At 71.0% G+C, this 26,796-nt stretch carries 25 protein-coding genes; 4 read left to right on the plus strand and 21 right to left on the minus strand.

The genetic code is table 11. From position 1 onward, the window contains the following. Nucleotides 1–37: 37 nt before the first annotated feature. Nucleotides 38–274, minus strand: a complete 237-nt coding sequence (locus C4T78_RS25550; RefSeq protein ID WP_093354056.1) for a glutaredoxin family protein — start codon at nucleotides 272–274, stop codon at nucleotides 38–40. Between the two features lie 385 nt (nucleotides 275–659). On the opposite strand from C4T78_RS25550, the gene C4T78_RS25555 reads away from it, so the two are divergent. Next, on the plus strand, nucleotides 660–1,286 hold the full coding sequence (locus tag C4T78_RS25555; RefSeq protein ID WP_093354059.1) for a sigma-70 family RNA polymerase sigma factor: 627 nt from the start codon (nucleotides 660–662) through the stop codon (nucleotides 1,284–1,286). 188 nt (nucleotides 1,287–1,474) lie between these two features. Continuing rightward, nucleotides 1,475–2,350 (plus strand): HAD family hydrolase, encoded by an 876-nt coding sequence (locus C4T78_RS25560; RefSeq protein ID WP_374703906.1) that lies wholly within the window; start codon nucleotides 1,475–1,477, stop codon nucleotides 2,348–2,350. 286 nt (nucleotides 2,351–2,636) lie between these two features. On the opposite strand, the gene C4T78_RS25565 is transcribed toward C4T78_RS25560, so the two are convergent. The 8 genes from C4T78_RS25565 to proC all read right to left on the minus strand — a co-directional run bounded on the left by C4T78_RS25565 (nucleotide 2,637) and on the right by proC (nucleotide 10,740). Next, complete coding sequence (locus C4T78_RS25565; RefSeq protein ID WP_093354064.1) at nucleotides 2,637–3,044, minus strand: VOC family protein; 408 nt, start codon at nucleotides 3,042–3,044, stop codon at nucleotides 2,637–2,639. Between the two features lie 166 nt (nucleotides 3,045–3,210). Further along, entirely contained in the window at nucleotides 3,211–3,792 is a 582-nt protein-coding gene (locus C4T78_RS25570) for an HdeD family acid-resistance protein (RefSeq protein WP_093354066.1), read from the minus strand. Nucleotides 3,793–3,862: 70 nt separating this feature from the next. Continuing rightward, nucleotides 3,863–6,379: an ATP-dependent Clp protease ATP-binding subunit gene (locus tag C4T78_RS25575; protein ID WP_093354069.1), complete on the minus strand. Its 2,517-nt coding sequence runs from the start codon at nucleotides 6,377–6,379 to the stop codon at nucleotides 3,863–3,865. A gap of 293 nt (nucleotides 6,380–6,672) precedes the next feature. Further along, on the minus strand, nucleotides 6,673–7,584 hold the full coding sequence (locus C4T78_RS25580) for a lysophospholipid acyltransferase family protein (RefSeq protein WP_093354071.1): 912 nt from the start codon (nucleotides 7,582–7,584) through the stop codon (nucleotides 6,673–6,675). Then, complete coding sequence (locus C4T78_RS25585) at nucleotides 7,584–8,648, minus strand: NAD-dependent epimerase/dehydratase family protein (protein WP_093354074.1); 1,065 nt, start codon at nucleotides 8,646–8,648, stop codon at nucleotides 7,584–7,586. Before C4T78_RS25585 ends, C4T78_RS25580 begins: the two co-directional genes overlap by 1 nt. Before the next feature lie 267 nt (nucleotides 8,649–8,915). After that, nucleotides 8,916–9,017, minus strand: coding sequence for a 30S ribosomal protein bS22 (locus tag C4T78_RS25590; RefSeq protein ID WP_010241351.1), 102 nt, complete (start codon nucleotides 9,015–9,017; stop codon nucleotides 8,916–8,918). Nucleotides 9,018–9,388: 371 nt separating this feature from the next. Then, on the minus strand, nucleotides 9,389–9,613 hold the full coding sequence (locus C4T78_RS25595; RefSeq protein WP_093145685.1) for a helix-turn-helix domain-containing protein: 225 nt from the start codon (nucleotides 9,611–9,613) through the stop codon (nucleotides 9,389–9,391). Nucleotides 9,614–9,924: 311 nt separating this feature from the next. After that, nucleotides 9,925–10,740: a pyrroline-5-carboxylate reductase gene (proC, locus tag C4T78_RS25600; RefSeq protein ID WP_093354077.1), complete on the minus strand. Its 816-nt coding sequence runs from the start codon at nucleotides 10,738–10,740 to the stop codon at nucleotides 9,925–9,927. A 155-nt stretch (nucleotides 10,741–10,895) separates the two neighbouring features. On the opposite strand from proC, the gene C4T78_RS25605 reads away from it, so the two are divergent. Further along, nucleotides 10,896–12,524, plus strand: a complete 1,629-nt coding sequence (locus C4T78_RS25605) for a long-chain fatty acid--CoA ligase (protein WP_093354079.1) — start codon at nucleotides 10,896–10,898, stop codon at nucleotides 12,522–12,524. 163 nt (nucleotides 12,525–12,687) lie between these two features. On the opposite strand, the gene C4T78_RS25610 is transcribed toward C4T78_RS25605, so the two are convergent. From C4T78_RS25610 to C4T78_RS25660, 11 genes are all read right to left on the minus strand, one after another. Then, nucleotides 12,688–13,476 carry a thioesterase family protein gene (locus C4T78_RS25610; RefSeq protein WP_093354082.1) on the minus strand — a complete coding sequence of 263 codons (789 nt, stop codon included), beginning with the start codon at nucleotides 13,474–13,476 and terminating at the stop codon, nucleotides 12,688–12,690. A gap of 194 nt (nucleotides 13,477–13,670) precedes the next feature. Then, a complete protein-coding gene (locus tag C4T78_RS25615) occupies nucleotides 13,671–14,528 on the minus strand; it encodes a sugar phosphate isomerase/epimerase family protein (RefSeq protein WP_093354084.1) in 858 nt (285 codons plus the stop codon). 117 nt (nucleotides 14,529–14,645) lie between these two features. Then, complete coding sequence (locus C4T78_RS25620; protein ID WP_093354087.1) at nucleotides 14,646–15,704, minus strand: Rv0497 family membrane protein; 1,059 nt, start codon at nucleotides 15,702–15,704, stop codon at nucleotides 14,646–14,648. After that, nucleotides 15,701–16,732, minus strand: a complete 1,032-nt coding sequence (locus C4T78_RS25625; protein WP_093354089.1) for a Ppx/GppA family phosphatase — start codon at nucleotides 16,730–16,732, stop codon at nucleotides 15,701–15,703. Before C4T78_RS25625 ends, C4T78_RS25620 begins: the two co-directional genes overlap by 4 nt. A gap of 131 nt (nucleotides 16,733–16,863) precedes the next feature. After that, the gene (locus C4T78_RS25630; protein ID WP_093145679.1) at nucleotides 16,864–17,544 is read right to left on the minus strand and encodes a response regulator; all 681 of its coding nucleotides are present in this window, start codon (nucleotides 17,542–17,544) and stop codon (nucleotides 16,864–16,866) included. Beyond that, nucleotides 17,541–18,785, minus strand: coding sequence for a sensor histidine kinase (locus C4T78_RS25635; RefSeq protein ID WP_177247640.1), 1,245 nt, complete (start codon nucleotides 18,783–18,785; stop codon nucleotides 17,541–17,543). The genes C4T78_RS25630 and C4T78_RS25635 overlap by 4 nt, the downstream gene beginning before the upstream one ends. A 296-nt stretch (nucleotides 18,786–19,081) precedes the next feature. Further along, complete coding sequence (locus C4T78_RS25640; protein ID WP_093354094.1) at nucleotides 19,082–19,825, minus strand: phosphoglyceromutase; 744 nt, start codon at nucleotides 19,823–19,825, stop codon at nucleotides 19,082–19,084. Between the two features lie 517 nt (nucleotides 19,826–20,342). After that, on the minus strand, nucleotides 20,343–21,167 hold the full coding sequence (locus tag C4T78_RS25645; protein WP_235863611.1) for a DUF4349 domain-containing protein: 825 nt from the start codon (nucleotides 21,165–21,167) through the stop codon (nucleotides 20,343–20,345). Nucleotides 21,168–21,230: 63 nt separating this feature from the next. Beyond that, entirely contained in the window at nucleotides 21,231–21,743 is a 513-nt protein-coding gene (locus C4T78_RS25650; protein WP_093354097.1) for a type III secretion system chaperone family protein, read from the minus strand. Further along, entirely contained in the window at nucleotides 21,740–23,035 is a 1,296-nt protein-coding gene (gene mshA / locus C4T78_RS25655) for a D-inositol-3-phosphate glycosyltransferase (protein ID WP_093354099.1), read from the minus strand. The genes C4T78_RS25650 and mshA overlap by 4 nt, the downstream gene beginning before the upstream one ends. Before the next feature lie 410 nt (nucleotides 23,036–23,445). Next, on the minus strand, nucleotides 23,446–24,585 hold the full coding sequence (locus C4T78_RS25660) for a L,D-transpeptidase (protein ID WP_093354102.1): 1,140 nt from the start codon (nucleotides 24,583–24,585) through the stop codon (nucleotides 23,446–23,448). A 181-nt stretch (nucleotides 24,586–24,766) separates the two neighbouring features. On the opposite strand from C4T78_RS25660, the gene C4T78_RS25665 reads away from it, so the two are divergent. Then, nucleotides 24,767–25,552, plus strand: a complete 786-nt coding sequence (locus tag C4T78_RS25665; protein WP_093354104.1) for an SDR family NAD(P)-dependent oxidoreductase — start codon at nucleotides 24,767–24,769, stop codon at nucleotides 25,550–25,552. Nucleotides 25,553–25,821: 269 nt separating this feature from the next. Here C4T78_RS25665 and C4T78_RS25670 read toward each other — a convergent pair whose 3' ends face one another. Continuing rightward, on the minus strand, nucleotides 25,822–26,796 hold the full coding sequence (locus tag C4T78_RS25670; protein WP_235863612.1) for a chymotrypsin family serine protease: 975 nt from the start codon (nucleotides 26,794–26,796) through the stop codon (nucleotides 25,822–25,824).

Below are 26,796 nucleotides of genomic sequence, written 5' to 3' on the forward strand. Positions count from 1 at the left end.
GGGCACGTGACGGGCATCGCGCCGGGCCACAGCGCGGTCAGCGCGCCAGCGCGCGGCGGAAGCGCTCCTCCTCGACCCGCCAGAAGCCGTGCTCGACTCCATCGATCAAGATCACCGGGACCCGGTCGCCGTACTCCGCCCGCAGCTCCACGTCCGCGTCGACGTCCGCCGCGGACCACGCGACACCGAGCTCAGCGCAGATCCGCCGCACGTCGGAGATCGCGTCGTCGCACGCGTGGCAGCCGTCTCGGGTCATCACGGTCACTTGGTGCATACCGCCGCTCCAGGGAGAGATTCGGGCCGGATTCCGAGGCTCCACGGTACCCAGCCGGCGGTGGCGGAGCGCACCTCCAATCCTGCTGGTCAAGTGTCCAAAATCACCCTGCAGAGCGAACCTTCGCGGCAGCCGGGAACACGCTGCGTAGTCGGATGATCACCGCCTTGCACTACCTACTTCCGAGTAACAACACGTATGCTGCTGCTCCAACGCCCACGCCCCCGGCGCGACCCAGGTTCCCGAACGAGCGACCCGACACCGCCACGAACGACTGCTCGCTCCGCGACGGAGGCGGGTGTCCGCAGGACACCGCGACATGACGCCGAACCCGGTACGTCCCACCAGGACCGGTCCGCCAACGACGGCAGGAGGTCGCAACGAGATGAGCAGCCCGAACGCGCTCGCACCCCCCGCCCCGGACGTCGCCCGCCGCCGCGTCGAGCCGCCCGCCCCGAGACCGGGGAGCTGGGCCTACGTCAGCGCCGCGCAGCAGGGCGACAACGACGCCTTCGGGCACCTCTACGACGAGTACGCCCAGACCGTCTACCGCTACGTGCTCTTCCGGGTCAGCGACCACTGCCTGGCCGAGGACATCACCAGCGAGACCTTCCTGCGCGCGCTGCGCCGGATCGCCTCGATCAGCTACCAGGGCCGCGACGTGGCCGCCTGGTTCATCACCATCGCCAAGAACCTGATCCTCGACCACATCAAGTCCAGCCGGTACCGGCTGGAGGTCCCCACCGCCGACTGGACCGACAACCTCCCGGCGCAGCGCGCGCACTTCGGCCCCGAGCAGCACGTGCTCACCGAGGCCACCCACCACGAGCTGCTGCGCTGCGTCCGCCAGCTCAACCCCGACCAGCGGGAATGCATCCGGCTGCGATTCCTGCAAGGCCTGTCCGTCACCGAGACCGCGGTCGCGATGCAGCGCAACGAAGGGGCGGTGAAGGCGCTGCAGCACCGCGCGATCCGCCGCCTGGCGCAGCTGCTGCCCGACGACCTCCGCTGAGGACGTTGCCGCGCCCGCCGGAGGTGCGCAAAGGTGGTTGCCGGGAGGCTCTAAGCTAGGGGCCTGCTGAGCCGGATGGCCCACCGGCGAGAACCAGGAACTTTCGCACGAACGCTCCGGAGGACCCCCAGGGAGGCGCGGCGGTGCCGACACGTCAGGGCTCGGCCGATGGCGCGGGCCAGCGCGGCCTGCAAGCGCAGGTCGACAGCGCGAAGGTGGCCGGCCGCGCCTCGGCCGAGGCGGCCGTGGCCGCCGCCCCCGGCCCGGACGGTTCGCTGGCCACTCCGCCCGACCTGACCGCGGCGGCGTTCTTCGACGTGGACAACACGATGATGATGGGCGCCTCGCTGTTCCACTTCGCCCGCGGGCTGGCCGCCCGCAAGTTCCTCACCGCCACCGATCTGGCCGGGTTCGCCTGGCAGCAGCTGAAGTTCCGGGTCGGCGGCCGGGAGAACCACCAGGACATGCAGGCCAGCCGCGAGCAGGCGCTGTCGTTCGTGGCCGGCCGCAAGGTCTCCGAGCTGGTGGAGCTCAGCGAGGAGATCTACGACGAGCTGATGGCCGACCGGATCTGGGCGGGCACCCGGGCGCTGGCGCAGATGCACCTGGACGCCGGGCAGCGGGTGTGGCTGGTGACCGCGACGCCGGTCGAGCTGGCGCAGATCATCGCGCGCCGCCTGGGCCTGACCGGCGCGCTGGGCACGGTCGCGGAGAGCGCCAACGGCGTCTACACCGGCCGCCTGGTCGGCGAGATGCTGCACGGCAGGGCCAAGGCGCACGCGGTGCGCGCGCTGGCCGCCAGCGAGGGCCTGGACCTGCGCCGCTGCACGGCCTACTCGGACTCGGCCAACGACATCCCGATGCTGTCGGTGGTGGGCACCGCGGTGGCGGTGAACCCGGACCAGCGGCTGCGCGACATCGCCCGCGCCCGGGCCTGGGAGGTCCGCGACTTCCGCACCGGCCGCAAAGCGGCCCGAATCGGCCTGAACTCGATGCTCGGCGCCAGCGCCATCGCGGGAGCGATAGCGGCAGGCCTCGCCTACCGCCGCCGCGACCGCTCCTAACCCCCACCCCCACCAGGCCATCCACGCCGAGCAGCCCGCGCCGAACGCTCCGCGCCAGGCCGTCCGCGGCGGGTGATCCGCGCCAGGCCGTCCGCGCCAGGCCGTCCGCGGCGGGTGGTCCGCAATTTCAATTGAAATCGAAGCTCCAATTTCAATGGAAGTTGCACACCACGTCGGCGTGTCCGGCGCCCGACACGCCGACCCTGCCGCAATTTCAATTGAAATCAGACGTCCAATTTCCATTGAAATTGCGCGGAGACGGCGAGCGCCTCGCCGCAGGGAGCGGTCAGCCTGCGGAGATGTCGACCATCCACGTGATGCCGAAGCGGTCCGTGCACATGCCGAAGACGTCGCCCCACATCTGCTTCTCCAGCGGGACCGCCACCACGCCGTCCGCCGAGAGCTTCGCCCAGTAGCCGCGCAGCTCCTCGTCGCTGTCACCGGTGAGGCTCACCGAGATGTTGTTGCCCGGCCGGTGCTCCATGCCCGGCGGGATGTCGGAGGCCATCAGCGTGAAGCCGCTGTCGGTCTCCAGCATCGAGTGCATGATCTTGTCGGCTTCCGGCGCGTCGCTGGCACCGGCGTCGCCGTAGGTGCTGATCTGCAGGTTCCCGCCGAATACCTGCTGGTAGAACTCCATCGCCTGCCGGGCGGTGCCGTCGAAGCTGATGTACGGGTTGAGACGAGAAGACACCGGAATCCCCCTCTGCTCGCATTCACGGCAACTGCAGGCTAGGCGCACCGCGCGGCGGCGGCGCGCTGGGAAGAACCGGGCCGGTGCGGTGGCATCCCCGCCCACCGCACCGGCCCGTCCGCCTGCCGGGCGCACCCCACCCGCCCACACGCCCGGACGGCGGAAGTCAGTCGGCGGCGAAGCGCTTGGCCGCGCCGCGGATGCGGAACGCGGTGATGATCTCCACGACGCCGACCACGAGCAGCCAGATGCCGCCGAAGAGCACCAGCAGCGCGACCGAGGCGAGCGGCGACACGATCAGCACCACCCCGCCCAGCGCGGTGAGCACGCCGAGGAAAATCTGCCAGCCGCGCGCGGGCATGTCCCGGTCGGCCACCGACGCGGTGATCTCCGTGACGCCGCGGAACAGCCAGCCGATCCCGATCCACAGGCCCAGCAGCAGGATCGACTGCATCTCGCCGCGGAAGCACAGCAACCCGAGCAGGATCGACAGCGCACCGCTGACGAACGCGAGCACTCGGATGGCCCCCGATCCGTGCGTGCCGAACGCGGCGACGATCTGCAGCACCCCGCTGACCAGCAGGTAGATGCCGAAGAGCACACCCACCACGATCAGCGTCGCGGCCGGCCACACCAGCGCCAGCACGCCGACCACCAGCGAGCAGATCCCGACCACCAGGATCGACTGCCACGCCACTTTCGCCAGCCGCTGCCCGAGCTCTGCGGTTTCTCCGGGAAAGATGCTCATGGTCCATCCTCCGCACGTCACCGGGCCCAGCGCAGTCCTCGAACGCGCAGATCATCAGTCCGGGTGAAGCTCAGACCGAGGTCGCCTCGCGGGCACCGGACTGCTGCTCGGGCACCGAGGGGCGGGCCAGGGTGCAGATCAGCTCGTCGTCCTCCACCGAGGCCAGGATGGTGTCGCCGGGCTGCACGTCGCCGCCGAGCAGCAGCTTCGAGATCCGGTTGTCCAGTTCGGACTGGATGGTCCGGCGCAGCGGGCGGGCGCCGAACTCCGGCTGGTAGCCGCGCTTGGTGAGCCACCGCTTCGCCTCGTCGGTGACCTCCAGGTCCACCTCCTGCGCGCGCAGCAGCCGCTTGCTGCGGTCCAGCAGCAGGTCGACGATGTGCGACAGGTCGTCCTCCGCCAGCCGGTGGAAGATGATGATGTCGTCGATGCGGTTGAGGAATTCCGGCGCGAAACCGACGTGCAGGTCGTCCATCAGCTGGTCGCGGATGTCCTCCACCGATCCCTCGTGCGCCAGGATCCGCTGGGCGCCGATGTTGCTGGTCATGATCACCACGGTGTTGCGGAAGTCCACGGTGCGGCCCTGCGCGTCGGTGAGCCTGCCGTCGTCGAGCACCTGCAGCAGCGCGTTGAACACGTCCCGGTGCGCCTTCTCGATCTCGTCGAACAGCAGCACGCTGTAGGGCTGGCGGCGGACCTTCTCGGTCAGCTGCCCGGCCTCCTCGTAGCCGACGTAGCCGGGCGGGGCGCCGAGCAGCCGGGACACCGTGTGCCGCTCCTGGAACTCGCTCATGTCGAACCGGATCAGCCGGTGCTCGTCGCCGAAGAGCATCTCGGCCAGCGTCTTGGCCAGCTCGGTCTTGCCGACGCCGGTGGGGCCCAGGAACAGGAACGAGCCGATCGGCCGGTTCGGGTCGCCCATCCCGGCCCGGCTGCGCCGCACCGCCTCGGCGACCGCGGTGACCGCCTCGTCCTGGCCGACGACGCGGTCGTGCATCGCCTCCTCCAGCTTCAGCAGCCGCTCCTTCTCGCTCTCGGTCAGCTGCGAGACGGGGATGCCGGTGCGCTTGGAGAGCACCTCGGCGATGTCCTGGACGGTGACGTCGGTGATGCCCTCGCGCCGCTCGGCGATTCCGGCCAGCTCGCCCTCGGCGACCTCGATCCGGTGCTTGAGCTCGGCGGCCCGGTCGAACTCCTCGGCGGCGACCGCCTGGTCCTTCTCCCGCCGCAGCTTGGCGATCTCGTCCTCGCGCTCGCGGGTTCCGGAGCTGCGGTGCAGGGTGCGCAGCCGGACGCGGGCGCCGGTCTGGTCGATGAGGTCGATCGCCTTGTCCGGCAGGAATCGGTCGCTGATGTAGCGGTCGGACAGCGTCGCGGCGGCGGCCAGCGCGTCGTCGGTGAACCGCACGCCGTGGTGCGCTTCGTAGGAGTCGCGCAGGCCTTCCAGGATCTGGATGGTCTCCTCGACGGTCGGTTCCGGGATCATCACCGGCTGGAAGCGCCGCTCCAGCGCGGCGTCCTTCTCGACGTGCCTGCGGTACTCGTCGATGGTGGTGGCGCCGACGACGTGCAGCTCACCGCGGGCCAGGGCGGGTTTGAGGATGTTGCCCGCGTCCATGCTGCCCTCGGCCGCGCCCGCGCCGACCACGGTGTGCATCTCGTCGATGAACATGATCACCGAGCCCTCCGCGGCGCGGACCTCGTCGATGACCTTCTTCAGCCGCTGCTCGAACTCGCCGCGGTACTGGGCGCCCGCCACCAGCCCGGTCAGGTCCAGCGCGACCACCCGCTTGTCCTGCAGGGTCTCCGGGACGTCGCCGGAGACGATGCGCTGCGCGAGGCCTTCCACGATCGCGGTCTTGCCGACACCGGGCTCACCGATCAGCACCGGGTTGTTCTTGCTGCGCCGGGACAGGATCTCCACGGTCTGCTCGATCTCGTCGCCGCGGCCGACCACGACGTCGACCTTGCCCGCTCGCGCCTCGGCGGTCAGATCGCGGCCGTACTCGTCGAGGGTCGGGGTCTCGCTGCTGGGCGCGGCCGGAGTGCCTTCCGCCGCTGCCGAGCGCTCGACGCGGTCGCGGAGCCGGTCGGTGTTGATCTCCTGCGAGTCCAGCATCCGCACCGCGGCCGCGTCCGGGTCGTCGAGCAGCGCGGCGAGGATGTGCTCCGGGCCGATGTAGGAGGCGCCGGCGGCCTGCGAGCGGGCGTGCGCGCCGATCAGCACCCGCTTGGCCGCCGGGGTCAGGCCCGGGTTCGCCGACGGCTGCTCGCTCTCACCGGGCAGGATCTCGGCGATCCGGCTCGCCAGGTGGTCCGGCTCGGCGCCGGCCTGCTCCAGCAGCTTGCGCGTCGCGTCCACCTGGGTGGCGGCCCAGAGCAGGTGCTCGGTGTCCAGGTCGGCGCTGCCGTCCTGCTCGGCGCGGGCGGAGGCGCGGCTGATCAGGTCGGTTGCGGACTCGGTGAGCAGCCGCCCGATCGGCACCCGCTGCACGGCGGGCGGCGAGGTGCGCGGCGACATGCCGAAGAACCGGTTGAGCAGATCGGCGAAGGGATCTTGACCGCCGAATCCGGAAGGAAAACTCATCATCCACCGCCAGGGCCTGTAGGTCGGGACCGGGACGACGCCGCGCCGAACCACCGCGCAAAGCGCGTCTACCAGCCCAAATAGACCAACCTCACGGCCTGGCCGCAACGCGGCACCCAAGCTCCCCCGGCCGTACAATGCACCGCCCGACCAGACCCGGGGCTGCAATTTCAATTGAAATCAGACGTCCGATTTCAATTGAAATTGCAGCAGGTGTCCGCGTGTCGGGCGCCGGACACGCCGACACGACGTGCAATTTCAATTGAAATTGCGGTCCGTGACCGCGCCGGGCGTCAGCCGAGGAAGACGTTGGTGCGCTGGGAGAGCAGGCGGTAGAGGGTGTGCTGGATGTTCTCGCGGACCTGGTCGCTGAGGCTGAACACCAGCATCGGGTCGTCCGCCGCGCCCTCCGGGTAGGACGCCGTCTCGATCGGCTCGCCGAACTCGATGTACCACTTCGACGGCAGCGGCACCGCGCCCAGCAGGCCGAAGTGCGGGAAAAGCGGCGTGACCGGGAAGTACGGCACGCCGAGCAACCGGGCCAGCGGCTTGATGTCGGCCAGCTTCGGGTAGATCTCCTCCGCGCCCACGATGGCGCAGGGCACGATCGGCGCCCCGGTGCGCAGCGCCGCGGAGATGAAGCCGCCGCGCCCGAACCGCTGCAGCTTGTAGCGGTCCTTGAACGGCTTGCCGATGCCCTTGAAGCCCTCCGGCCAGACGCCCACCAGCTCGCCACCGGTCAGCAACCGCTCGGCGTCCGGGTTGCAGGCCAGCGTGTGCCCGGCCTTGCGGGCGAGCGCGCCGAGCACCGGCAGCTGGAACACCAGGTCGGCGCCGAGCATCCGCAGGTGCCGGGACGCCGGGTGGTGGTCGTGCAGCGCGACGGTCGTCATGAGCGCGTCCCACGGCAGCGTGCCGGAGTGGTTGGCCACCACCAGCGCGCCGCGGTCCCCGGGCACGTGTTCGAGGCCGATCGCCTCCACCCGGAACCACTTGTCGTAGAACGGGCGCAGGAGCCGGAGGAACACCTCGTCGGTCAGCTCCTCGTCGAAGCCGAACTCGTCGACCTGGTAGTCGCCGAGCAGCCGGCGCCGGGCGAAGGCCAGCACCTCGGCGACGGCGTCCTCCCAGCCCGGCTCGGCGGGTTCCGGGGCCTTCCGGTCCCGGTCCTCCGGCCGCAGCGGGATCACCTGCGCATCCGGCATCACGACTCCACATCCCGCGCGGCGGACGACCCGCGCAGCTTCACCAGCAGCTCCCCGGCGCCGTGCTCGGCCGCCCGGACCGTCTCGGGATCCACCACCGGCCGCAGGCCGCGACCGCTGACGAAGTCGTCGAACGCCTGCTGCGTGGTCCAGCGCGGGGTGAACCCGAACTGCTCGCGGAGCCTGGTGGTGTCCAGCACCCGGCCGAAGTTGAGGTAGCGCAGCTGCTCGGAGGAGAAGTCGACGAGCCGCGCGCCGCGGAAGAACTGCGTCACCGGCAGCACCGCCGGGCCGGGCAGCGGCAGCGCGATCCGCCCGGCCCGACGGATCGCCTGGGACAGCATGAGCACGCCGTCACCGGCCACGTTGAAGATTCCGGGGCGCTCGGCCAGCGTCGCGCGTTCCAGCACCGCCAGCGCGTCCTCGGAGTGCAGCAGCTGCAACCGCGCGTCGAAGCCCAGCACGGTCGGCACCACCGGCAGCGCGAAGTAGCGGGTGAGCATCGCGTCGATGCGCGGGCCGATCAGGTTGCTGAAGCGCAGCGTGGTGATGTCCACGTCGGGGCGGCGCCTGCCGAAGCCGCGCACGTAGCCCTCGATCTCCACCGCGTCCTTGGCGTACCCGGACGACGGCAGGTCCTTCGGCTCCATGTCCTCGGTGAACACCGCGGGATCCCGCGAGCTCGACCCGTACACGGCGCAGGTGGAGCGGACCACGAGCTTGCGCACCTGCGGCGACTGCTGGCAGGCGGCCAGCAGCTGCATGGTGCCGATGACGTTCATCTCCTTGACCGCGGCGCGCCCGCCGGGCCCGGGGTGGGTGTTGACCGCCGCGTGCACCACGGTGTCGACGCCGGCGTTGGCGATGACCTTGCCGATCAGCGGGTTGCGGATGTCGGCGCGGACGAACTCGGTGCGCCCCATCCTGCGCAGCAGGTCGCGACCGGGCTGCACGGTGTCGACGCCGAGCACCCGGCCGATCGCGGGATTGGCGGCCAGTCGCGCGGCGAGGTGTCCGCCCAGGAAGCGGCTGACCCCGGTCACCAGCACGACGTTCGGGCCCATGCGTCTCCCTGCGTCTCGACCACGGCCACCACGGGCGATGCTACCGCCATCGGAACCACCGACGGCTACGACGCGGTTACCAACGAGTGCTGGGCCGGTTCTGCCTGTCCACGGTTCGTGAGCGCTTTGGGGGGCTATGACACCCCAAAGCACTCACGGACCATCACCTGCCGAAACCTCCGCGCCGCCGAAGCACCCGGCGCGCGGGAAAGCCCGGAAAACAACACCGCCGCCGACCCCTGCAGGTGGTCGGCGGCGGCGCGCAGGTCACTTGCCCAACTTGCGACGCTGAACGCGCGTCTTGCGGAGCAGCTTGCGGTGCTTCTTCTTGGACATGCGCTTGCGGCGCTTCTTGATGACCGAGCCCATGCGGACTCCTTCACTCTTGACGGCAGTTCGAACGTCTTCCGCGCCGGCGCAGCCGAGATGAGCGCACCAGGCACGACCACCCCAGAACTTTACCTGCCCTGGTGCGACCCCCTGCCGCCGTGGTCCTCCAAACGCCTCCGGGCACCGTCACCGACCGGTTCCGATGCCCGGCCACCAGCGTCAGAACGGCCTGTTCGGTGGTCGGCCAGCGGGACCCGAGTGCTTCCCCGGACCGCGGGTGCCTCTCCTGGTGCGCGCCCAGGATGAGCCGTCCTCGCCGGGAAACCACTCAGGACCCACCGGTGGTCACCCTGCGCACAAAGCGGCTGCCGCCGCTCGCACGAGCGCGGACGGCTCCGCCAACAGTGCTCTCAGCCCGCGTTGTAGTAGGCGCTCTCCAGGTAGGCGTGGACGTCCTTCTCCGCCACCCGGAACGACCGGCCCACGCGTGCTGCGGGCAGGTCACCGGCGTGGACGAGCCGGTAGACCGTCATCTTCGACACCCGCATCAGCTTGGCGACCTCGGCGACGGTGAGGAACCGCACCTGGCCCATGTCCGGCGGCGCCTGTTGGCTGGGTTCGGAGTTCGCAGACATGCTTCACCGTGCCCTTCGGCACGTGTCGCGCCGTCGGCTTCCCCTTCCGACGGAAACCTCACGCACGTGCTCTATCGAGAGTAGCGGGACGGCTGGGGAACCTGCGATGGCCGAATTACCTGAGTATTCGCCCGTCCTTCAAAAGCTGTCGGCGAAGCCGTCCTCGCTTGTGGAAGCGGCGTCAGCCGCTTGCATCCACCTACGCACGGCGACCACCGGCGGGCTCTGGCGAGGACGGCCCCTCCGCGTGTATTCGGTCATCTCAGGTTCCGCTGAGCGACGACCCGAGCAACGCGACCACGAACAGGCACTCAGTCGCGGTCCTGGTGGGCGGCGCCGAGCTCCACGGACCTGTCGCGAGCAGCCTCGATGGCGTCGATCAGGGCCGCTCGGACGCCGTGCTTCTCCAGCTCGCGGATGCCCGCGATGGTGGTCCCGGCCGGTGAGGTGACCGCCTCGCGCAGCATCACCGGGTGGCCGCCGCCCTCGCGGAGCATCGCGGCGGCGCCGACGGCCGACTGCACGATGAGATCGGCGGCCGTGGCGCGCGGGATGCCCAGCAGGATCCCGGCGTCGATCATCGCCTCGACCAGGTAGAAGAAGTACGCCGGGCCGGAGCCGGACAGAGCGGTGACCGCGTCCTGCTGGCCCTCGGGCACGCGCACCACCTTGCCGACGCTGCCGAGCAGCTCCTCGACCAGCTCCAGGTCGGCGTCCGACGCGCGGGAGCCGCCGGAGATGGCGCTCATGGCCTCGCCGACCAGCATCGGCGTGTTCGGCATCACCCGGACCACCGCGGTGCCCTCGGGCAGCCGCCGCTCGAACAGCGCGGTGGGCAGGCCCGCGCACAGCGACACCACGAGCTTGCCGGACGGCAGGTTCGGGGCCATCTCGTCGAGCAGCGGCTCGATGTCCTGGGGCTTGACGGCGACGACGATGACGTCCGCGCGCTGCACCGCGGTGGCCACGTCCACGTGCGTGATGCCGTAGGCCTTGGTCAGCTCGGCCGCGCGCGTCGCGAACCGCTCGGTGAACAGCAGGTCCGCTGGCGCCCGCCCGGCCTTCAGCAGCCCCGTCAGCAGGGACTCCCCGATCTTTCCGGCTCCGAGTACGGCGATCGTCGTCATGCCGCTCAGGGTGCCAGAACACGCTGCGCGAACGACGTCAGCCGCCGCTGTCCGATTCGTCCCGAGATCTCCCGCGGCACGATCACAGCGGCTACTGTGGCTGCCACCACAGCGCCCGCCACGGCCGAGCGATCCAGACCGAAGGAGCTCTGATCATGTTCAGCACGATGCAGGACGGGTCCCTGACGATCGCCCGCATCCTCGAGCAGGGCAGCGGCCCGCACGGCGCGTCGGCCCAGGTCATCACCTGGACCGGCGAGGGTTCGCGGCGCCGCACCTACGCCGACGTGGGCCGCCGGGCGGCGCAGCTGGCGCACGCGCTGCGCGGCCTCGGCGTCACCGGCGACCAGCGCGTCGGCACGTTCATGTGGAACAACGCCGAGCACCTGGAGGTCTACCTCGCGGTGCCGGCGATGGGCGCCGTGCTGCACACGCTGAACATCCGGCTGTTCCCGGAGCAGCTCGTGTACGTGGCCAACCACGCCGAGGACGAGGTGGTGGTGGTCGACACGACGCTGCTGCCGCTGTTCGGCAAGCTGCTCCCGGAGCTCAAGACGGTTCGGCACGTGGTCGTCGCGGGCGGCGGCGCGGCCGGGCTGGAGGCGCCGCAGGGCGTCCAGGTGCACGACTACGAGGAGCTGTTGTCCGGGCGGCCGGTGGAGTTCGACTGGCCCGAGGTGGACGAGCGATCGGCCGCTGCGATGTGCTACACCTCCGGCACCACGGCCAACCCGAAGGGCGTCGTCTACTCGCACCGCTCGATCTACCTGCACTCGATGCAGGTGTGCATGACCGACGGGATGGCGCTGTCGCAGGCGGATCGCGCGCTGGCGATCGTGCCGATGTTCCACGCGATGTCCTGGGGCCTGCCGTACGCGGCGTTCATGGTGGGCGCCTCGATCGTCATGCCGGACCGGTTCCTGCAGCCCGAGCCGCTGGCGAAGATGACCGCGGCGGAGCGCCCGACGATGGCCGCGGCGGTGCCGACGATCTGGCAGGGCGTGCTGCAGTACCTGTCGGCGAATCCGCACGACGTGTCCTCGCTGAGCGAGGTCGTGGTCGGCGGGGCGGCCTGTCCGCTGTCGCTGATGAAGACCTTCGAGGAGGAGTACGGCATCACGGTGCTGCACGCCTGGGGCATGACCGAGACCTCGCCGCTGGGCAGCGTGTCGCGGGCGCCCGCCGGGACCACCGGCGAGGAGGTCTGGAAGTACCGGGCCAGCCAGGGGCGGCTGCCCGCCGGCGTGCAGGCGCGGCTGATCGGCGACGACGACCAGGTGCTGCCGTGGGACGGCGAGAGCGTCGGCGAGCTGGAGGTCCGCGGCCCGTGGATCGCCGCCTCCTACTACGGGGACGACGATCCGGAGAAGTTCCACGACGGCTGGCTGCGCACCGGCGACGTCGGGCACATCAGCCCGGACGGCTTCCTGCAGCTGACCGACCGCGCCAAGGACGTGATCAAGTCCGGCGGCGAGTGGATCTCGTCGGTGGACCTGGAGAACAAGGTCATGGGCCATCCCGCGGTCGCCGAGGCGATGGTGATCGGGGTGCCGGACGAGAAGTGGTCGGAGCGCCCGCTGGTCGCGGTGGTCCTGCGCGACGGCCAGCAGGTGGACGCTGCGGAGCTGCGCGACTTCCTGGCGGACTCGGTGGCGAAGTGGCAGTTGCCGGAGTACTGGACGTTCATCGACGAGGCGCCGAAGACGAGCGTGGGCAAGTTCGACAAGAAGCGCCTCCGCAAGCAGCACGCGGACGGCGGCCTCGACGTGACCCGCCTGGACTGACCCGCTCCGCCCCGGCGGTCTCGGAACGCAATTTCAATGGAAATTGGACGTCTGATTTCAATTGAAATTGGCATCCCTTCGGCGCGTCGGTGCCCGACACGCCGAAGGGTGGTGCGACTTCAATTGAAATCGCACCTTAGATTTCAATTGAAATTGCGGCAGGTCAGGGGGCGATGGCGAGCTGGCGGGCTTGGCAGACCAGGCGGCCCACCGAGTCCACCACCATCACGTCCTCGTCGAACCACTGGCCCTGGACCGCTCGGCAGTCCACCGCCAGGCGCAGCCAGCCGTTGGCCGGGGGCGTGCGGAGCAGAGCCGTCAGCTGCACCGTCGGGGCCCAGCCGAAGCGGGCCAGGTTCAGCGTGACCGGCACCGTCAGGTCGCCCGCGACCAGGCCGAACAGCAGGTCCGGCTGCGCTTCCCGCGGTTTGACCCACATCCGCAGCCGGGGCGGCCCGGTGCGGCCGTCGAGGAACTCCGCGGTGTCGGCGTCCAGCCGCATGTCGCAGACCTGCGCCAGCGAGAAGTACTTCCGCGCTTCGCCGGCCCCGAGGTCGATCGCGCTGGACGGCGGGTTCACCGGCATGTCGGGCAGGTCCGCCCAGACCGGTTCGCCCTCCGGGCTCTTGCCCAGGGTGATCGTGGCGTCGACGCAGGACTGCCCGCTCTGTTCGAGCACGGCCCTGGCCGCGGTGATCGTCTTGCCCGCCTTGAGGATCTCGGTGCGGATCAGCACCGGCCCCACCCTGGGCGGGCGCAGGTACTGCGCGCTGACCGCCAGCGGCGCGAGCCCGGTGGTGTCGCCGAGCGCCCTGGTCAGCAGCGCGAGCAGGTAGCCGCCGTGCGGGTGGTCGCCCACGGCCCATTCCGGATGCAGGTTGGCGACGTAGCTGCCGTCGCCGAGAGGGCGCACCGAGGTGGCCGTCGCGAAGGGGTCCAGGGCCTCGGTCACATGCGGTCCAGTGGTCGACTGCGCTCGACGACCGATGCGCGCAACGGGTTCATGTTCACCGATTCTAGTGACCTTGACCGAAGTTGATCATCAGGCACCGGCTAAGCCCAGAAGTGGGCGTCGTGCCTGGAGATTTCGCGCGGAACCGGTGCCGCCCGCTGGTCGATTTCGCACGAAACCGACCAGCCCCGCTCTCACGCCGGAGCCGGGGGTTCGAGGTGGGTTCGGGCGAACTGGAGGGCTTCGGCCAGCAAGGCCGAGCGCTGCTGGGGATTGCGGGCCTTGCGGGTGTTGACCTCCAGGACCACCGAGCCGTGGTAACCGTCGGCCGCGAGCGCTTCGCAGACCTCGGCGCAGGGCTGGTTCCCCTGTCCCGGCAGCAGGTGCTCGTCGCGCGGCGCGCCCGTCCCGTCCGCCAGGTGCACGTGCGCGAGCCCGCCCGCCATGCGCTTGAGCAGGTCGATGGCGTCCACGTGCGCGGCGGCGGCGTGCGAGAGGTCGAACGTGTAGTTGCGGAAGCCCACCTCGGTCGGGTCCGGCGAGGGCTTGAACGCCGAGAGCCCGCTGGACTTGCCGCCGCGCAGCCGGTTCAGCGTGCTCGGCGGGCGCAGCGGGAACATGTTCTCCACCGCGACCGCGATCCCGCTGGTCTCCTCCAGCTCCGCGACCAGCTCGCCGAACCCGTCCGCGTAGCGGCGCTGCCAGCGGAACGGCGGGTGCACGACCACTGTGGAGGCGCCCAGCTCGCTGGCCACCACCACGGCCTTGCGCAGCCGCTCCTCCGGCTCCGGTGACCAGACCCGCTGGGTGATCAGCAGGCAGGGCGCGTGGACGGCCAGGATCGGCACCCCGTGCTGCTCGGAGAGCCGGTGCAGCGCGGAGGCGTCCTGGCTGACCGCGTCCGCCCAGACCATCACCTCGACCCCGTCGAAACCGAGGTCGGCGGCCATCTCGAACGCCGCCCGGGCCGGCTGCGGCCACACCGAAGCGCTGGACAGCCCGACCGGGATGTGCCCCGGGGCGTCCTCGCGCGGTGGCGGTTGCACTGTCATGTCCTGCCAAGGATGACCGACGATCGCCGGGTGGTCACGCTGCGGGCCCCGCCAACGGTGCGTAGCTCACACCGCGGGTGCGCCGAACGCGGTTCCGGTGTCGTGCGAACTCGGGGGCTAGTGGCTGATCAGCAGCAGCGCTGCGGGCGAAACCGTGCAGAACAGGCCGACCAGCACCGCGAGCAGGATCGTCTGCAGGTCGTTGTTGCGCAAGAACTTCCACGCGATGAGCACCAGCAGACCGGTGAACAGCAGCGCCGCGGCGAGAGCCGCCAGCGCGTGGAAGCCCCACAACCAGCGGAACCCGAACCAGACCGCACCGCCACCGACCAGCCCGGCGACGCCCTGCAGGGCCAGCGTGCCCCACTCCTTGGCGGGCGACGGCGGCTCCGGCTCCTCCTCGGGCTCGTCCTCCCGGTAGTCGTCCGCGTCCATGCCCGCGGGCAGCTCGGGGTCGTAGTCGTCTTCCTCGGCGTACTCCGGCTCCGGCTCCTCGTAGGAGTCGAAGTCGTACGGGTCGTCGTCCGCGCGCTTCGGCTCGTCCTCGACCGGCTCCGGCGGCGCGGCCGGGACGGCCAGCACCTCGGTGCCGCTCTCGACGTCCGGCGGAGCGGCGGCGGGCACGCGCGGCAGCTGCTCGGTGAGGCCTTCCGGCGGCGTCTGCTTGGGCGCCGTCGGCGGCACCGGCGGCGCGTCGGCGCGCAACGCGGGCTGCTGGATGGTCGCCTCGGCATCGCCCGCGACCGGGCCTGCGGGCTTCTTGCCGCCCGCGGAGGAGAACCGCTGCGCCCAGTAGCTCGGGCTGCCCTCCGCCGGGGCCTCGGCAGCGGGCGGCTCCGGGGCGGCCGGTGGCTCGGGCGGCGGTGCCTGCGGCGCGGGCGGCGCGACCGGAGGCTGCTGCGCCGCCGGCGGAGGTGGCGGCGGCGGGGCGGCCGGTCGACGGCCTGCGACCCGGTGGCTGCGGTACTGCGGCGGCTCGGCGTCGGGCTGGATGGCGCGCATCTGACCGCTGTCCGACAGCACCCGCTCGATGATCGCCTGCGGTGCGGTCTCGCTCGGGTCCTCGGCGCGCCTGCGCCGCCGGCGGCTGCTCTTCTGCCCGCTGTTGCCGTACTCAGCCAGCAGCTCCGCGACGGTGCGCTGGGTGGGCTGATCGGCCCCGCTGTCCCGATTCATCGCTCCCACCGTGCCCCGTGCTCCGTCCGGCGTCCAGTTCCGTCCTCATCAGGCCCGGCGAGCCGCAACGCCGCTCGGTCCTGGATGGCAGTGTGACTGTCTCCGTTGGTGTGGTCCAGCCGCCGCAGGATCACCCCTTCACGCAACGCCCACGGGCAGATGTCGAGTTCCTTCACCCCGAGCGCCTTCATGGTGGCCTCCGCCACCAGCGCACCGCCGACGAGCTGGTGCGCCCGCGCTGCGCTGACCCCGTCGAGAGCGGCCAGGTCCGGCGAGGACATGCGGGAGATGAAGGCGATCAGCTGGCGCAGGCCGGTCTCGGTGAGGGTGCGCGGCGCCCGGGGCCCGGCCGAGGCCGGTGCGGCGCCGGTCAGCCTGGCCAGCGACCGGAACGTCTTGGAGCTGGCCACCGCGCGATCCGGCCTGCCGAGCTTGCGGAACTGCTTGGCGGTGGGCGCGAGCTGCCCCTGGAGCCACTCGCGGAGCTTCTTGACCTCGTCCTGGCCGGGCGGGTCGTGCAGCATCGTGCGGGCCATCCGCCCGGCACCCAGCGGCAGCGACACCGCCAGGTCGGGCTGCTCGTCGATGCCCATCGCCATCTCCAGCGAGCCGCCGCCGATGTCGAGCATCAGCAGGTTGCCCGCCGACCAGCCGTACCAGCGGCGCGCGGCGAGGAAGGTGAACCGGGCCTCGTCCTCGCCGGGCAGCACCTCCAGCGCGATGCCGGTCTCGGCTTCGACCCGGTCGAGCACTTCGGCGGCGTTGACCGCGTCGCGGATCGCCGAGGTCGCGAAGGCCATCAGCTCCTCGCAACCGGCCGCGACCGCCGATTCCTGGGCAGCGGCGACCGTGCGGATCAGCTCACCGGCGTCGTCCTCGCTGAGACGACCGCCGTGCGCACCGATCCGCTCGGCGAGCCGAAGCACGGTCTTCTCCGATGTCATCGGGGTCGGATGGGCACCACGATGCGCGTCCACCACCAGCAGGTGGACCGTGTTGGATCCGACGTCGAGCACCCCTAGGCGCATGACCGACAAATTACCGGCTGCGCACGCGACCGGGCGTCGGGTGGGCCCGCAAACGGCCCGCCCGAGCGCCCCGAACAGCCCTCGGACCTGCTCCGCCGGTGCAAGTCGTGCTCCCGGTCACGCGAGCGGGATCACGCTTCGAACTTGTAGCCGAGGCCACGCACCGTGATCAGGTAGCGCGGATCGGCCGGGTTCGGCTCGACCTTCGAGCGCAGCCGCTTGACGTGCACGTCCAGCGTCTTGGTGTCGCCGACGTAGTCGGCGCCCCACACCCGGTCGATCAGCTGACCGCGGGTGAGCACCCGGCCGACGTTGCGCAGCAGGTACTCCAGCAGGTCGAACTCCTTCAACGGCAGGTTGACGTCCTCGCCGTCGACGGTCACCACGTGCCGCTCCACGTCCATCCGGACCGGCCCGGCGGCCAGCACCTGCGGCTGCAGCTCCTCGGCCTCGCCGCGGCGGCGCAGCACCGCGCGCACCCGCGCGATCAGCTCGCGCGCCGAGTACGGCTTGGTCACGTAGTCGTCGGCGCCCAGCTCCAGGCCCACGACCTTGTCGATCTCGCTGTCCCGCGCCGTCACCATGATCACCGGCACCGAGGAGCGCTGGCGCAGCTGCTTGCACACGTCGGTGCCGCTCATGCCGGGCAGCATCAGGTCGAGCAGCACGATGTCCGCGCCGTTGCGGTCGAACTCGTCCAACGCCTCCGGACCGTTCGCGGCGACTGCCGCCGTGAAGCCCTCCTTGCGCAGCAGGAAAGCGAGCGGGTCGGCGAAGGACTCCTCGTCCTCCACGATCAGCACCCTGGTCACCGGACTCCTCCCGTTTCGACGGCTGCGACGCCGTCGGCACCCTCGTTCCCGGAACGGATGACTCCGCCGGGGCGGTCCTTTGTTGCCACCGCGTCAACGGCCGGTTGGCCGTCGGTCGTGCGAGCGCCGTGCCTGGGCACCCGAAGCGTGAAGGTCGAGCCGGTGCCGGTGCGGCTCCACAGCTTGACCTCGCCGCCGTGGTTGGCGGCCACGTGCTTGACGATGGCCAGGCCGAGGCCGGTGCCACCGGTGGCGCGCGAGCGGGCCGGGTCGACCCGGAAGAACCGCTCGAAGACCCGCTCGTGGTACTCCGGCTCGATGCCGATGCCGCGGTCGGTCACCGCGACCTCCACGAAGTCGCCGGACAGGCGGCGGCTGATCGACACCGGGCTGCCCGGCGGCGAGTACGACACCGCGTTGTCGATCAGGTTGCTCAGCGCGGTGACCAGCAGCGTCCGGTCCCCGTCCAGCAGGTGGCCGGTGGGCTCGTCGACGGCGATCTCGATGCCCGCGGACTCCGCGCCGAGCCGGCAGCGGCCCAGCGCCTCCTCGACCACGTCGTCGACGTTGATCGTGGTCATCTCGGGCAGCGCCTCGGCGCCCTGCAGGCGGGACAGCGCGATCAGCTCGGAGACCAGGGTTCCCAGCCTGGTCGACTCGTGCAGGATCTTGGTGGAGAACCGCCGCACCTCTTCAGCATCGTCGGCGGCGTCCAGGACCGCCTCCGCGAGCAGCGCGAGTGCCCCGACCGGGGTCTTCAACTCGTGGCTGACGTTGGCGACGAAGTCGCGACGGGTGGCCTCCAGGCGCACCGAGTCGGACTCGTCGGCGGCGTCGACGACGGCGAAGCCGTCGCCCAGCGGGCGGACCTCGCCGAGCACCGCGGCCGGGCCGCGACCGCGCATCGCGGGGCGCTCGGTCAGCGGGCTGAGGTCGACGGGAACGGCTTCGCCGGTGGCCAGGGCCTGTTCGGCGGCCTTGCGGGCGCGGGCGTCGGCCCGGTGGTCCCGGATGACGCCGAGCTCGTCGGCCCGGGGGTTGTGCAGCACCACGTCGCCGAACTTGTTGAGCAGGACGACGCCGCTGGCACTCGTGTGCACCAGCCGCTGGAGCAGCTCCGCGACGGTCGGGCCCTCGGGTTTGCCGCGGCCGTAGAACCGGAGTTTCGCGATGACGAAGCCACCGGCCGCACCCACCAGGAGCACGGCGATGATCAGGGCGGTGTAGCCCAATGCGGTCACGCGAGCATCGTAAGCGCGCCGGGGTGGGGAAAGGCCAGTCTACGAGGGCGTTCCGTGATACCCGTGACACGAATCGGTGGCTTCTTCACCTCGATTTCACCCGGCGCTGGTGGCCAGTTCACGTGTCGCAGGGCCATCGGTAGCAATCCGTTCGCCACCACGGCGATTTCCCGCCATCCATCCCCCACCCGAGTGACGACCGCAGGGCACCTTCCGATCCGGACCGGAAAGCGCGGAGGGCGCCGTCCGCCGAGCCGGTCGGCGGACGGCGCCCTCCACATCGGCGCGATCTGGGGTCAGCGGCCCTGGTTGGCGACCGCGGCGGCGGCCTTCTCCGCCGCCTCCGGGTCGAGGTAGGTGCCGCCGGGGTTGACCGGCTTGAAGTTCTCGTCCAGGTCGTAGCGCAGCGGGATGCCGGTCGGGATGTTCAGGCCCGCGATGGCGTCATCGGAGATGCCGTCGAGGTGCTTGACCAGCGCGCGCAGCGAGTTGCCGTGCGCGGCGACCAGCACGGTGCGGCCGGCCCGCAGGTCGGGCACGATGGCCGATTCCCAGTACGGCAGCAGCCGGGCCACCACGTCCTTCAGGCACTCGGTGCGCGGCAGGTCCGCGCCGAGGTCGGCGTAGCGCGGGTCGGCGTCCTGGCTGAACTCGCTGCCGAGCTCGATCTCCGGCGGCGGGGTGTCGTAGGAGCGGCGCCAGAGCATGAACTGCTCCTCGCCGTAGGTCTCCAGGGTCTGCTTCTTGTTCTTGCCCTGCAGGGCGCCGTAGTGGCGCTCGTTGAGCCGCCAGTCGCGGCGCACCGGGATCCAGTGCCGGTCGGCCACGTCCAGGGCCATGTTCGCCGTGGAGATCGCCCGCCGCAGCAGCGAGGTGTGCAGCACGTCCGGCAGCGCACCGGCCTCGCGCAGGAGCTCACCGCCGCGCTTGGCCTCCGCCTCCCCCTTCTCGGACAGCGGGACGTCCACCCAGCCGGTGAACAGGTTCTCGGCGTTCCACGTGCTCTCGCCGTGCCGCAGCAGCACCAGGGTCGAAGTCATATGCCCAGGCTATCGAGGCGTTCCGCCGCGGAGGCCGCCGACCGCCTTCAGCGCGCGCCGCGCGGTGCCGGTGAATCCCAGCGGAGGCCGCCGCGAACGGCGCTCGGAAACGCGCCGTGACCGGCGAATTTGGTTGCCAACTTCACTCGACGGTTATCCGATCACAGCAGCAACGTGACACGAAAGTGGCGGCCATCACCTTCGTTCGAAAAACGAAGGCAGTTTGATTCCTTTGCGTTACTTTTCACTTTGAACATCACACTAATGGAGTAATGTGGCGGCCTTGTGGCAGCTGCATGACTCTGCGAAGTTGACAAAGCTCTCCTTGATCGGCTCCCACGCACTCCCCGATCACGCGAGAGCATCAACGCGGTCCGCATCCCCCATCGGACCGCGCCCGCCGGGCCCCGGGTGCCCCCCGCCCAACGGCCCGTCAGGCGGGACCCCCGCGTGGGGCGGCTCGAGCTCGTGACTCCCCCTCTCTCCCGAGCCGCCCCCGCGGTCCGCAGAACCGGGATCAAAGCGACTTCTTCAGCGCCTTCCGACGGCGCAGCCAGAGGTGGAGGCCGAACGCCGGGACCACCAGGGCCGCCGCGAAGGGGAGAACCGCGCCCAGCGTCGTGAGGATGACCGCGCCGGTCGCGGTGAGCCCCCGCCAGCCCGCGCTGAGTCCCGCCAGGAAGCCGGTGTCCTCATCGGCCACCACCGCCGGGCTCTCCAGGCGGACCGTGACCGTCGCCAGCTGCACCTGCGAGGACATCGCCGCTTCCCGGCGCTGGAGCGATTCCAGCTCCGTTTCCCGCGAGGTCAGCTCCGACTCGATCGAGACGATGTCCGAGACCGTCTCCGCCCTGGCCATCAGCTCGCGGAGGCGCTGCACGCTGGCCTGCTGGGACTCGATCCGGCTGCGGGTGTCCACGAGCTGCTCGGTGACGTCCTCGGCCTGCTGGCTCCGCGAGGTCACGCGGCCCAGCCCGGACAGCTCGCCCAGCGCCCGGTCCAGCTCCGCGGCCGGGATCCGGACGGTCATCGTGTTGCTCGACCGGTAGCCGGTCTCCTGCTCCAGGTAGCCGCCGACCGCCTCGGCCCGGCGGCGCACCTCCGCGCTCGCGCCCGCGACGTCGTCCACCTCGACGTCCAGCTCAGCGGTGCGGATCACCTCGCGCCGCTGATCGGTGGAGAAGTCCTGCTGGTCGGGCGAGAGGTCCTGCTTCGCAGTCGAGTAGTCGGAGCTGCGCTGCGGCGCCAGTTCGCGCGCACTGCTGCCGGACTCCGCCGACGAGGAACACCCCGCGACCAACCCGGCCAGGACCACGGCCAGCAGGGACCAACGTAATCGCACCTTCGACTCCTCCACCTCGGTTCGGACACAGCGAGGACGGAGCGGTGCGATCTTCCGGTTGCACTACTGCTGGTCGCGCCCGGGTTCGAGGGGGCCGTCGCGCTCCACGAGCGCGCGGAACGGCCGCAGGTTCGCCAGCGACTCGCCGCGCGACTCGCGCCAGCCCCACTCCCGGCGGATGGAGGTGGCGAACCCGAGCTCCAGCAGCGCGTTGAAGTCGCCGTCGGCGGCTTCCAGCACCTGGCCGAGCACCCGGTCCAGCTCCTCGGCGGTCACCGCGTGCAGGCCGATCCGGCCCACCAGGTAGATGTCGCCCGCCGCGTCGAGCGTGTAGTGCACGCCGTAGAGCTTGGCGTTGCGGCGCAGCAGGAACCGGTACACCTCGGCGTGCGCCTCGTCGGGCTTCCTGCACACGAAGGCCTCGACGACCAGCGCGTGCTCGGCCACCACCAGCCAGCAGTTGGTCTGCAGCTTCTTGGTGCCGGGCAGCGTGACGAAGAACCGGCCCCGCCCCTCCTGCCGGTGCTCCAGCCCGTTCTCGTCCAAAGTGGACTTGATCACGTCGTCGATGCTCACGCGGTCACCTCCCGGACGTGCAGTTGCTCGTGGAAGGCCATCTTCGCCCGCGCGTAGGCGTCCAGTAGCGCCTCGGTGGTGTTCCGCCACGAGAACCGCGTCGCGTGCGCCGTCGTGCCCGCCGCCAGCCGGGCCCGCAGCTGCGGATCGCGCACGAGGGAACCCAGCGCGTCGGCCCACTGCCCGGTGCGGTGCCCGTCCACCAGCAGCCCGGACACGCCGTCGTCGACGGCGACCGGCAACCCGCCGACCGCCGCGGCCACCACCGGCGTCCCGCAGGCCTGCGCCTCCAGCGCGACCATCCCGAACGACTCGTTGTAGCTGGGCACCGCGATGACGTCGGCAGCCCGGTAGACCGCGGCCAGCGCCGCGCCCGAGCGCGGCGGCAGGAACCGCACCACATCGGTGATCGCCAGCTCCGCGGCGAGCTCCTGCAGCGCCCGCGGCCGCTCCAGCCCGCTGCCGGACGGCCCGCCGACGACCAGCACGACCAGGCGTTCGCGCAGCTCCGGGTGCCGCGCCAGCAGTTCCGCGGTGGCCCGCAGCAGCACGTCCGGGGCCTTCAGCGGCTGGATCCGGCCGACGAAGGCGAGCGTGACGGCGTCGGCGGGCAGGTCCAGCTCGGCGCGCGCGGCCGCGCGGTCGCCCGGGGTGAACACGTCCAGGTCGACGCCGGGCGGGATGGTCGCGATCGAGGCCGGGTCGGCGTCGTAGCGGTCGACCAGGTCGGCGGCCTCGAACTCGGTGTTGGCCACCAGCACGTCGGCCTGCTCGACGATCTGCTCCTCGCCCAGCACGCGAACCCGCGGCTCCGGGGTGTCGCCGTCGGCGAGGTTGGCGTTCTTGACCTTGGCGAGGGTGTGCGCGGTGTGCACCAGCGGCACGCCCCAGCGCTCCCGCGCAAGCCACCCGACCTGCCCGGACAGCCAGTAGTGCGAGTGCACGATGTCGTAGTGACCGGGCTCGTGGCGCGCCTCGACGCGCAGCGCCCCGGCGGCGAAGGCGCACAGCTGCGACGGCAGCTCGTTCTTGTCCAGGCCTTCGAAGGGCCCGGCGACGACGTTGCGGACCAGCACGCCGGGGGCGAGCTCGGCGATCGGCGGGACGTCCGAGGAGGTGGCCCGGGTGAAGATCTCGACCTCGGTGCCGAACTCGGCGAGCTGCCGCGCGGTCTGCGCGATGTAGACGTTCATGCCCCCGGCGTCGCCGGTGCCGGGCTGTTCCAGCGGCGAGGTGTGCAACGAGAAGACGGCCGCGCGGCGCGGCCGCATGCGTAACGTTCTGGAGGTCATCTGCTGTCCATCGCGAGCGGGACGCCCCGAGGTCACGGGGCGCACGTGGAACCCGACGTCCGGCGCGGCGGGAAACACTCCCGCAACACCAGGCCAACGCTCGACGCTACCGCCAAGACCCCGCCGGACCCGCCGCCCGACCGGCCCCGGGTGGCGCTACTCACACGTGTGAAAGCTCGACGGCGGTGGCCGGGATGACCACCGCCGTTCGCGCAACCCTGTCTTCACACTTTTGCTTTTGAGCGGCGAAGCCGCTTAGCCCACCTTCGGCGCTTGCACCGCCGCGGGTTCTCAGACGTCGCCTGGCGAGGACAGCCCGCTCGCCGTGTATCGGACATCCCGGAGTCCAGGCGGCGTCTGAGGTTCCGCCACCCGCACCGCCTCGCAAAACGAGTTGGAAGTTGCGGTCCTCAGACCGCTGATTTCGCCTGCCACTGGTCCCAGCTGAGAAGCCAGTCGTAGACGTCGTACTGCGGGGGCATGCTGCTCGCCGAGCCGGAGACCTCGACCGGGTCGCCGATCAGCGCGCTGTCGTAGTACTTCTTCGCGTCCGCCGCGCTGAGGTTGATGCAGCCGTGCGAGTTGTTGACCTTGCCCAGGGCCGCCGCGTTCTCCTGGTTCTCGTGGATGAACTCGCCGTGGTTGGAGAACCGGGCCGCCCACGTCTTGCGCACGTCGCGGTAGCCGTAGCGGGGGTTGTCCATGATCTCCACCGGGTTCTTCTCCATGATGATGAAGGTCCCGTTGGGCGTGTTGCGGCCCGGGTCGTACTCCTCGCCGTAGCTGGCCGCGTAGCTGGCCACCTGCTCGCCGTCGCGCACCACCACCAGGCGGTGCGTGTTCACGTCGGCCTTCACGATCTGCGCGCGGCCGATGTTGAAGTCGGTGGTCAGGTCGGCGAGGCCGTAGGCACCGCCGCCGTAGGCCAGGCCGTAGAGCTTGGCGCTGACGCTGACCCGGGTGTTGGCCGGCCAGTACTCCTTCGGCCGCCAGTCGACCTGCCGGTCGGACAGCCACGCCCAGGCGCCCTCGACCGGGACCGAGGTCTGCACGTTCAGCGCCCGCTGCACGGCCGCCTTGTCCTGCACCGGCTCGTCGAACTTGACGCTGATCGGCATCGCGATCCCGACCTCGGCCTCGTCGGTCGGGTTGATGGTGGCGCGGATGGTCCGCTGCGGCCGCAGGGTGGTGAAGCTGCCCTGCACCGGGACCTGCTTGCCGTCCTCGCCGGTGGCCTGCCCGGACCAGGTGTAGGTCTTGCCGTAGCCGAGGGCCGTGGTCGCCTGCCAGCTCTTGCCGTCCGGCGCGAGCTGCCCCTCCACCTGCTTGCCCTCGCCGTTGGTCAGCTGGACGGAGTCGAACCTGCCGCGCTCGACGCCCGCCTTGACCGGCACCGCCGGGTTGACCTCGGCCGCGCCTGCGCCCGGTTCGAAGGAGACCTTCGCGACCGGTTCGGCGGGTGCCCGGTCTTCCGGTGCGGACGTCCCGCAGCCGGAGATCAGCAGCACCGCCGCGAGCGCAGTCCAGAGCAGCCGCAGCTTGGAACTCACCTTCGATTCCCTTCCGAGAAATTGCGACCTCGCTGTCCGCTTTGCCGAATTCGGCGGACAGCGGGCGAAAAATGACCCTCATTCACAAATACGCCTGGAGCCAGGCGAGGCGCATTGCCCTCCCAGTGTGTCCTGTCACATCGATCGGGTGATGGCGAGGCCCTACCGGTGACGTGATCGGATGGTGGGGGCAACCCGAAACCGGCGGGAGGACGTAGACGTGAGCACAAGTTCTGCAGGTCGCTGGGCCGTGGTCACCGGGGCGAGTTCCGGCATCGGCGCCGCCACCGCGCGACAGCTCGCCGCGGCGGGATTCACCGTCGTCCTGGGCGCGCGGCGGATCGAGAGGTTGACCGCGCTGGCCGAGGAGATCGGCGGCAAGGCGCTGCCGCTGGACGTCACCGATCAGGAATCGGTGGACGCGTTCGTCGCGCAGGTGCCCGAGTGCCACGTGCTGATCAACAACGCCGGCGGCGCGAAGGGTCTGGCCAAGATCGCCGACGCGGTCGAGGACGACTGGCGCTGGATGTGGGAGACCAACGTGCTCGGCACGCTGCGCGTCACCCGCGCGCTGCTGCCGAAGCTGGTGGCCTCCGGCGACGGCCACGTGGTGACGGTGACCTCGGTGGCGGCCACCGGCGTCTACGACAACGGCGGCGGCTACACCTCGGCCAAGCACGCGCAGGGCGCGCTGCACCGCACGCTGCGCGGCGAGCACCTGGGCGAGCCGGTGCGGTTCACCGAGATCGCGCCGGGCGCGGTGGAGACGGAGTTCTCCGAGGTGCGCTTCGCCGGCGACAAGGAGCGCGCGGCGGCCGTGTACCGCGGCATCACCCCGCTGACCGCCGACGACATCGCCGACGTCATCACCTTCGCGGTGACCCGCCCGCCGCACGTGAACCTCGACTTCATCGAGGTCAAGCCCCGCGACCAGCACTCCGCGACCCGGATGCACCGCCACGAGTGACGTTCGAACGAGGTTTCCCCGACCTCGTTCTAAGTGGCGGTGCCGGTAGCGGAATCGCAGCGCCCGCTTGGGCCGCGGATGCCCTGACTGATGCACGGCGTCAGGGCCGTCCTCGCCAGGCGGGCGCTGAGAACCCGCGGCAGTACGAGCCGCGAGGGAGGGTGTTGCGCCTGCCGCCCTTCGCAGCTGCTGCCCATCAACCGGGCGCACGAAGCCCGCAGAACCACGGTCTCGACTGGAACTGTGATCTCCCCACCGGACGCCGGAGTTCAGGCGTGGATGCGCTGGGGCTCGGTGCACAGCTCCACGTCCAGCTCCGCCAGGACGTCCGCGATGGGGCTGGCGAAGCCGACCGCTCCGTCGCAGCTGCCCGCGACGTGCAGGCCGACCACCCGGCCGCCCGGGCCGAGCACAGCCGCACCGGCGTCGCCGGGCCCGCAGAAGCGCGCCTCCGGACCCACCACGCGGATCTGCTCGCGCAGGATGCGGACGCCGAGGGCTTCGCCGTGGTCGATCCGGAGCGTCGCATCGACCGAGGTCACGACGCCGACGGTCACCGCGGTGCCGAAGCCGTGCTTGCGCACCCGCTCGCCCGGGTAGGCCGTCGCCGGCCCGGTGATCGGCCCGATGCCCTCGACCACGCAGGTCGTCGTCGATCCCGGCGCTAAAGCGACCGCCGCCGCGTCCACCCGGCCGGACAGCGCGGCCCGCGCGAGCTCGGCGTGCACCCGCCCGCCCTCCGGGTCGAGCATCCGGTCGCCCACCGACCAGCCGTCGTCCAGGCAGCCCACGTCGAACGTGGTCAGGCCCATCGGGACCACCATCGGCGCGGCACCGGTCACCAGCGCGCCCAGCGTGCCGATCCGGCGGTGCGGACCGGCCGCCGCCACGTCCGGCGGCACGAGGTGGACGGCGCGGCACGGCGCGATCCCGCTGCCGCCGGAGATCACCCCGGGCCGCTCGGCGCGCCGCGGTCGCGGCGTCAGCGGCTCGTTCTCGGCGCAGTGGATGTGCTGCAGGACCGGCTGCTCCTCGATGACGTCGGTCGGGATGCCGAAGACGTCCGCGGGCACGCAGGCACCGGGTTTCAGCTGCTCGCGCGGCTTCTTGCGCACCACCGACACCACGATGACCTGTTGGCCGGTGCTGCGTCCGGCGCGGTGCTGCGCGCCGATGTCGACAGCCGTCACTCCGGGCAGGTCGAGCAGCTGATCCTCGACGGCCCGTTTGATCGGGCGTATCAC

Origin of the sequence: Saccharopolyspora kobensis (genome assembly GCF_900108315.1) — a bacterium.
Taxonomy (GTDB): domain Bacteria; phylum Actinomycetota; class Actinomycetes; order Mycobacteriales; family Pseudonocardiaceae; genus Saccharopolyspora; species Saccharopolyspora kobensis.

Excerpts from the sequence above, each read along its gene's own strand:
- C4T78_RS25555 (WP_093354059.1), top strand. The coding sequence starts at position 660 with ATGAGCAGCCCGAACGCGCTCGCACCCCCCGCCCCGGACGTCGCCCGC.
- C4T78_RS25595 (WP_093145685.1), bottom strand. The coding sequence starts at position 9,613 with ATGTCTGCGAACTCCGAACCCAGCCAACAGGCGCCGCCGGACATGGGC.
- C4T78_RS25590 (WP_010241351.1), bottom strand. The coding sequence starts at position 9,017 with ATGGGCTCGGTCATCAAGAAGCGCCGCAAGCGCATGTCCAAGAAGAAG.
- C4T78_RS25570 (WP_093354066.1), bottom strand. The coding sequence starts at position 3,792 with ATGAGCATCTTTCCCGGAGAAACCGCAGAGCTCGGGCAGCGGCTGGCG.
- C4T78_RS25575 (WP_093354069.1), bottom strand. The coding sequence starts at position 6,379 with ATGAGTTTTCCTTCCGGATTCGGCGGTCAAGATCCCTTCGCCGATCTG.
- proC (WP_093354077.1), bottom strand. The coding sequence starts at position 10,740 with ATGACGACGATCGCCGTACTCGGAGCCGGAAAGATCGGGGAGTCCCTG.
- C4T78_RS25620 (WP_093354087.1), bottom strand. The coding sequence starts at position 15,704 with ATGAATCGGGACAGCGGGGCCGATCAGCCCACCCAGCGCACCGTCGCG.
- C4T78_RS25580 (WP_093354071.1), bottom strand. The coding sequence starts at position 7,584 with ATGCCGGATGCGCAGGTGATCCCGCTGCGGCCGGAGGACCGGGACCGG.
- C4T78_RS25625 (WP_093354089.1), bottom strand. The coding sequence starts at position 16,732 with ATGCGCCTAGGGGTGCTCGACGTCGGATCCAACACGGTCCACCTGCTG.
- C4T78_RS25640 (WP_093354094.1), bottom strand. The coding sequence starts at position 19,825 with ATGACTTCGACCCTGGTGCTGCTGCGGCACGGCGAGAGCACGTGGAAC.
- mshA (WP_093354099.1), bottom strand. The coding sequence starts at position 23,035 with ATGACCTCCAGAACGTTACGCATGCGGCCGCGCCGCGCGGCCGTCTTC.
- C4T78_RS25550 (WP_093354056.1), bottom strand. The coding sequence starts at position 274 with ATGCACCAAGTGACCGTGATGACCCGAGACGGCTGCCACGCGTGCGAC.
- C4T78_RS25605 (WP_093354079.1), top strand. The coding sequence starts at position 10,896 with ATGTTCAGCACGATGCAGGACGGGTCCCTGACGATCGCCCGCATCCTC.
- C4T78_RS25615 (WP_093354084.1), bottom strand. The coding sequence starts at position 14,528 with ATGACAGTGCAACCGCCACCGCGCGAGGACGCCCCGGGGCACATCCCG.
- C4T78_RS25665 (WP_093354104.1), top strand. The coding sequence starts at position 24,767 with ATGGTGGGGGCAACCCGAAACCGGCGGGAGGACGTAGACGTGAGCACA.
- C4T78_RS25585 (WP_093354074.1), bottom strand. The coding sequence starts at position 8,648 with ATGGGCCCGAACGTCGTGCTGGTGACCGGGGTCAGCCGCTTCCTGGGC.